Source organism: Curtobacterium sp. B8, from assembly GCF_000333315.1.
Classification (GTDB): Bacteria; Actinomycetota; Actinomycetes; order Actinomycetales; family Microbacteriaceae; genus Curtobacterium; species Curtobacterium luteum.
In genome coordinates this window covers 1-6,538 of record NZ_BACW01000607.1, presented here as the reverse complement: position 1 = coordinate 6,538, position 6,538 = coordinate 1, and the positions used below count along the sequence as shown (strand labels likewise).

General features: G+C 72.6%; 4 protein-coding genes. All 4 read left to right on the top strand.

Annotated elements, in window-relative coordinates:
* Nucleotides 1–232 precede the first annotated feature (232 nt).
* The gene (locus I59_RS16455) at nt 233–889 is read left to right on the top strand and encodes a 50S ribosomal protein L25/general stress protein Ctc (RefSeq protein WP_022904813.1); all 657 of its coding nucleotides are present in this window, start codon (nt 233–235) and stop codon (nt 887–889) included.
* Nucleotides 890–922: 33 nt separating this feature from the next.
* Entirely contained in the window at nt 923–1,507 is a 585-nt protein-coding gene (gene pth / locus I59_RS16450; protein WP_022904812.1) for an aminoacyl-tRNA hydrolase, read from the top strand.
* 95 nt (nt 1,508–1,602) lie between these two features.
* Complete coding sequence (locus I59_RS22990; RefSeq protein ID WP_022904811.1) at nt 1,603–3,249, top strand: hypothetical protein; 1,647 nt, start codon at nt 1,603–1,605, stop codon at nt 3,247–3,249.
* Between the two features lie 61 nt (nt 3,250–3,310).
* Nucleotides 3,311–6,538: transcription-repair coupling factor (mfd, locus tag I59_RS16440; RefSeq protein ID WP_022904810.1), on the top strand; the 3,228-nt coding region annotated here is incomplete at its 3' end.

Sequence of the window (6,538 nt, the reverse complement as noted above, 5' to 3'; positions counted from 1 at the left end):
CGCGCCTCCAGGCCGTCTGCGGGAACGCCCAGGGCGGCCGACACGCCCGACCGGGGCTGCTAGACTCGGTGACTGACTTCGGCGAGGGCCGCGCATGCGCGGCCGTGATCGACGCGGTGGGAGACCCGGCCCAGTCCTGGGAGCGTTCCTCACGCGTGCACGCGTTCGAGTTGCAACACCACAGACCCCCGATGCCGGCACCCCGGCGTCGACCACGACACCAGGAGGCACCATGGCCGACAACACGAAGCTCGCAGCGGAGATCCGCACCAAGTTCGGCAAGGGTGCGGCGCGCAAGATCCGTGCGAACGACAAGATCCCCGCGGTCGTCTACGGTCACGGCACCGAGCCGCAGCACATCACCCTCCCGGGCCACGAGACGATGCTCATCGTCCGCCAGGCGAACGCGATCATCGACCTCGACATCGAGGGCACCGCGCAGCTCGCCCTCGTGAAGGACGTCCAGCGCGACCCGGTGCGCCAGGTCATCGAGCACATCGACCTCGTCGTCGTGCGCCGTGGCGAGAAGGTCACGGTCGACGTCCCGGTCGTCGTCGAGGGCGAGTCCTTCTCCGGCACCATCCACGTCCAGGACCTCTCCTCGGTCTCGCTCCTCGTCGAGGCGACGAAGATCCCCGAGCACGTCGTGGTGGACGTCGAGGGTCTCGAGGACGGCAAGCAGATCCTCGCTTCCGAGCTCGAACTCCCGTCGGGCGCCGAGCTCGAGACCGACCCCGAGGCGCTCGTCGTCCAGATCGTCACCCCGCGTGCGACCGCCGACGACATCGCGGCCGACGAGGAAGCGGCTGAGGCCGGTGCCGAGGCCGGCGCCGAGGGTGAGGCTGCTGCCTCCTCCGACGACGACGAGTCCGCGTCGGACTCCGAGTAACACCCCTCGATCGCGGACCACTGGCCGACGCTGATGGCTGACAACGTGTTCGTCGTGGTCGGGCTCGGGAACCCCGGGCCCGGCTACGCGGGCAACCGCCACAACGTCGGCCAGATGGTCCTCGACGAACTCGCCGCCCGGATGGGCGCGACGTTCAGGAAGCACAAGACGCCGAACCAGGTCGCCGAAGGGCGTCCGGTGCCCGGCGGACCGAAGCTGGTGCTCGCGAAGCCCGCCTCGTTCATGAACACCTCCGGAGGGCCGGTCTCGTCGGTCCTCGGGTTCTACGGCCTCGACGCCCGGTCGCTCATCGTGGTGCACGACGAGCTCGACCTGCCGTTCGACACCGTCAAGCTCAAGGGCAACGGCGGACACGGCGGGCACAACGGCCTTCGCGACATCATCAAGGCGACCGGCACCAACGAGTTCGCCCGCGTGCGGATCGGCATCGGCCGTCCCCCCGGCAGGCAGGACCCCGCCGACTACGTGCTGCGCGACTTCTCGCCCACGGAGCGCAAGGTCCTTGCGAACCTCGTCGCCGACGGCGCGGACGCGGTCGAGGCGATCACCGACCTCGGTCTCCTCGCAGCGCAGCAGCGCATCCACGCGCCCTCCTGACACCACGGTCCCCGAACTGGGGGACCGCCGCGTCCCCCTCGATGGGTAGGTTCTGGCCGGGGGAGCCCGACCCCCGCTGACCGAGGGGGTCCTCCGTGGTGCTGCACCGTGCCCGACCGTCCGCCGGCCGGACCGCCATCGCGGTCGCCGTGCTCGCGACCGCGATGACCGCGGTCCTGGGCCTCGTCGTCGTCGCGGCCGGACCCGCCACGGCGACGCCCGCGACCTGGATCCCGGACCGCGTGACGACCGACGCCCCCGGGGCGGCGACGTCGTTCGCAGCACCGAACGATGTCCGGTACACGACGTCGGGCGCGCTGCTGCTCGCCGACTTCGCCGCGAACGGCGTCGTCCGACGGGATCCCGACGGCACCTGGTCGGTCGTCGCACCGCTCGGCACCGACGACCGGTCGATGTGGAACCCGTCCGCGCTGACCGAGGCCGCCGACGGGCACCTGCTCGTCACCGAGGCAGGCCGGCGGACCGTGGCGGAGCTCGACGGCCACGACGTGCTCCGCCGGTTCCCCGCGCCGAGCCGCCGGGCCGTGTCCGAGCTCGCGACGACCGGCGACGTCCTGTTCGCCGCCGTCCCGGGCAGCGGGGCGCTCTGGACGACCGGGACCGGCGCCGACGCGGGGACCTGGACCGCCGTCGACGGCCCGTGGACGGATCCCGCGGGCGTCGCGGTGTCGTCGGACGGTTCGACGCTCACGGTGGCGGACCAGGCGACCGACACGGTGTGGCAGGAGGACCTGGCGACGGGGGCGGTCACGTCGCTCGGGAGCCCCGGCGACGATCCGGGCACGGTGCGCCTCCGCGGCGTCGCGGTGCTCGACGACGGGTCGGTCGCCGTGGTCGACAACGGCGGCGGCCGGGTGTTCGTGCGGCAGGACGGCGTCTGGACGGTGGCGTTCTCGGGCGCACCGGACGGATCGTCCCTGGCGAACCCGACGGCGGTCGCCGCGGGACCGGAGGGACGGCTCGCGGTGGCGGACTACAACCGGCAGCGGGTCGTGGAGGCGGCGCGGGTCGGGGGCGGCGCGGTCTCGTCGCCGACCGCGGCGCCGACCGGGGCTCCGACGGCGACGGGCACGGAGACCCCGAGTCCGACGCCGACCGACGTGGCGACGCCGACCGACGTGCCGACGCCGACGCCCGAGCCCGTCCCGGTGACGCCGACGCCTGAGCCCGTCCCGGTGACGCCGACGCCGACCGCGACCTCCTCCCCGGCACCGCTGCCCGTCCCTGTGACGCCAACGCCGGAGCCTGTCCCCGTGACGCCGACGCCGGAGCCCGTCCCGGTGACGCCGGCCCCGACCGCGACCTCCTCCCCGGCACCGCTGCCCGCGCCGACGCCGGCCCCGACGCCGACGCCGACCGCGACCTCCTCCCCGGCACCGCTGCCCGCCACGCCGAGCCCCGGCACCCCGACCGGCCCCCGAGACCCGGCCGCCCGACCGCGCGCACTGCACGGGGGCACCGACGCCGCACCCGGCGGCCACGGAGACGCCAGCAGCGGGGCGGTCGCAGCCCTCCCGAGCACCCCGGGCGACCACGGCGACGCAGCCGCCCGGGACGCCTCGCACCGCGCCGTCCTCGCGGCCACCGGCGCCGGCCCGCTCGCCCTCCCCGCACTCGGCGCCGTGGCAGCCGTCCTGATCGGGATCGCTCTCCACCTGCACCGGCGGAACCGTTCCGTGCACGAGTCCCGCGGACACGAACGGCCCGGCCGGCGGCCCTGACCCTGTTCGCCCGTCGCGCACGCCCGCCCGGCTGTCGGAGGCCCCCGGTACCATGTCCTGAGTGACGATCTCGGGCATCATCCCTGCGCTCTCGCGCGCCTCCGCGTTCGATCGCGTGCTCCGCGCCGCACCTCGTGACGCCGACTTCTCGGTGGCCGACGGCCTGCGCGTGCCCCTGCTCGCCGCGCTCCTCGCCGAGCGGAACGGGCCGCAGTGTGTGTTCGTCATCACCGCCACCGGGCGCGAAGCCGAGGCCGTTCGTGACGCCGTCGGCAGCTACGTCCCCGACGCCGACGTGCTCGAGTTCCCCGCGTGGGAGACCCTGCCGCACGAGCGCCTCAGCCCGAGCGCGCAGACCGTGGGCACGAGGATCGCCACGCTCCGGAAGCTCGCAGGTTGGCAGGACGCCGCGCCGGACGACCGCCGCACGACCGTGGTCGTCGCGAGCGTCCGCGCGGCGCTGCAGCCCATCGCGGGCAACCTCACCACGCTCGCACCCGTGGTCCTCCGCACCGACTCGCGCGGCAACGACCTCGGGGCGATCGCCGCCCAGCTGGTCGACCTCGCGTACGCCCGGGTCGACCTCGTCACCCGCCGCGGCGAGTTCGCCGTGCGCGGTGGCATCCTCGACGTCTTCCCGCCCACGGCCGACCACCCGGTGCGCGTCGACTTCTTCGGTGACGAGATCGAGGCCATCAAGGCCTTCTCCGTCGCCGACCAGCGCACGACGGACGACGACCTCGGGCAGGTCGAACTCACCGCATCGCGCGAGCTCCTGCTCTCCGACGACGTCCGGCAGCGGGCGCGCGAGATGCTGCACGAGTTCCCGAACCTGTCGCAGATGCTCGCGAAGATCGCCGAGGGCATCCCGGTCGAGGGCATGGAGTCCCTCGCTCCTGCGCTCGTGCAGGACCTCGTGCCGGTCACGCACTACCTGCCGGAGGACGCCACCATCGCGGTGTTCTCGCCCGAGCGGGTCAGCGGCCGTGCGCACAGCCTCGCGGAGACCAACACGGAGTTCCTCCAGGCCGCCTGGAGCGCTGCCGTCGCCGGTGCCCAGGCGCCGATCGACCTCGACGCCGGCAACTTCCTCACCGTGCAGCAGCTCAAGAACGCCCGCGGGCAGCGCACCTGGTGGACGGTCTCGCCGTTCGACTCCGGCCTCGACGAGGGTGACCGCGACCGCGTCCTCACCGACGCCGAAGCGGCAGCCGAGGCCGGCGAGTACATCCGGGTCCGCGCCGAGGCGATCCCGGCGTTCGCGGGCAGCGCCGACGGTGCGATCGCGCACGTCAAGCAGCTGACCGACGACGGGTGGGCCGTCGTGGTGACCGCCCAGGGCAAGGGACTGGTCGAACGAGCGGTGCAGGTCCTCGCCGACGCCGGGGTCGCCGCCCGTGCCGAAGCCCTCACCGCGCCTCCCGAGCCGGGCGTCGCCATCGTGACCACCGCGACCGTCGAGCACGGCTTCGCCACCCCGGACCCGCGCATCGCGGTCCTCAGCGAGGCCGAGTTCTACGGCCGCAGTGTGCAGCAGGGCGCCCGCACGGTGAAGAAGCTCGCGGGGCGGCGCAAGAACGTCGTCGACCCGCTGCAGCTCAAGCCCGGCGACGTCGTCGTGCACGCCACGCACGGCATCGGCAAGTTCGTCGAGCTCGTCTCGCGCGAGGTGTCGAGCGGGGGCCGCAACGCCGTGAAGACGCAGCGCGAGTACCTCGTCCTCGAGTACGCGCCCTCGAAGCGCGGTTACCCGGGTGACAAGCTCTTCGTCCCGACCGACCAGCTCGACCAGCTCTCCCGGTACGTCGGCGGCGAGAGCCCGACCCTGTCGAAGATGGGCGGCTCGGACTGGGCCGCTGCGAAGTCGAAGGCCCGGAAGGCCGTCCGCGACATCGCCGTCGACCTCGTCAAGCTGTACTCGGCGCGCATGGCGTCCAAGGGGCACGCGTTCGGCCCGGACACCCCGTGGCAGCGCGAGCTCGAGGAAGCGTTCCCGTTCGCCGAGACCGCCGACCAGCTGACCACCATCGACGAGATCAAGCGCGACATGGAGCGTCCGATCCCCATGGACCGCCTGCTCTCCGGCGACGTCGGCTACGGCAAGACCGAGGTCGCGATCCGCGCGGCGTTCAAGGCCGTGCAGGACGGCAAGCAGGTCGCCGTGCTCGTGCCGACGACGCTCCTCGTCCGGCAGCACATGGAGACCTTCCAGGAGCGCTTCGCCGGCTTCCCCGTGCACCTCCGGGCGCTCAGCCGGTTCCAGACGGAGAAGGAGTCGAAGGAGACGATCGCGGGCCTCGCGGACGGCACCGTCGACATCGTCATCGGCACGCACCGGATCCTGTCGCAGAACGTCCAGTTCAAGGACGTCGGGCTCGTCATCATCGACGAGGAGCAGCGCTTCGGCGTCGAGCACAAGGACCAGCTCAAGAAGCTCAAGACCAACGTGGACGTCCTGGCGATGTCCGCGACCCCGATCCCGCGCTCGCTCGAGATGGCGGTCACCGGCATCCGCGAGATGAGCACGCTCGCGACCCCGCCGGAGGACCGCCACCCGATCCTGACCTTCGTCGGCCCGCAGTCCGACCTGCAGGTCGCGGCCGCGATCCGCCGTGAGCTCCTCCGCGAGGGACAGGTCTTCTACGTGCACAACCGCGTGAAGGACATCCAGTCGGTCGCGGCGCACCTCGCCGAGATCGTCCCGGACGCCCGCATCGCCGTCGCGCACGGGCAGATGTCGGAGAGCACCCTCGAGCAGGTGATGGTCGACTTCTGGGAGCGCCGGTTCGACGTCCTGGTGTCCACCACGATCGTCGAGACCGGCCTCGACATCGCGAACGCGAACACGCTCATCATCGACAAGGCCGACAAGTACGGGCTGTCGCAGCTGCACCAGCTGCGTGGTCGTGTCGGCCGCGGCCGGGAGCGCGGGTACGCCTACTTCCTCTACGACGCCGACAAGCCGCTGTCCGAGACCGCACAGGACCGCCTCGAGACGATCGCGGCGAACAACGAGCTCGGCGCGGGCATGCAGGTCGCGATGAAGGACCTCGAGATCCGCGGAGCCGGCAACCTGCTCGGCGGCGAGCAGTCCGGGCACATCGCAGGCGTGGGCTTCGACCTCTACCTCCGCATGATCGGCGAAGCCGTCTCGCAGTTCCGCGGCGACGTCGCCGAGGGGCAGACCGAGCTCCGCCTCGAGATCCCCGTCGACGCGCACATCCCCGAGGACTACGTCGAGTCCGAGCGGCTCCGACTCGAGGCGTACCAGAAGCTCTCGGGGCTCGCC

Coding starts and splice junctions, on each gene's coding strand:
- pth (WP_022904812.1), top strand. CDS start 923: ATGGCTGACAACGTGTTCGTCGTGGTCGGGCTCGGGAACCCCGGGCCC.
- I59_RS16455 (WP_022904813.1), top strand. CDS start 233: ATGGCCGACAACACGAAGCTCGCAGCGGAGATCCGCACCAAGTTCGGC.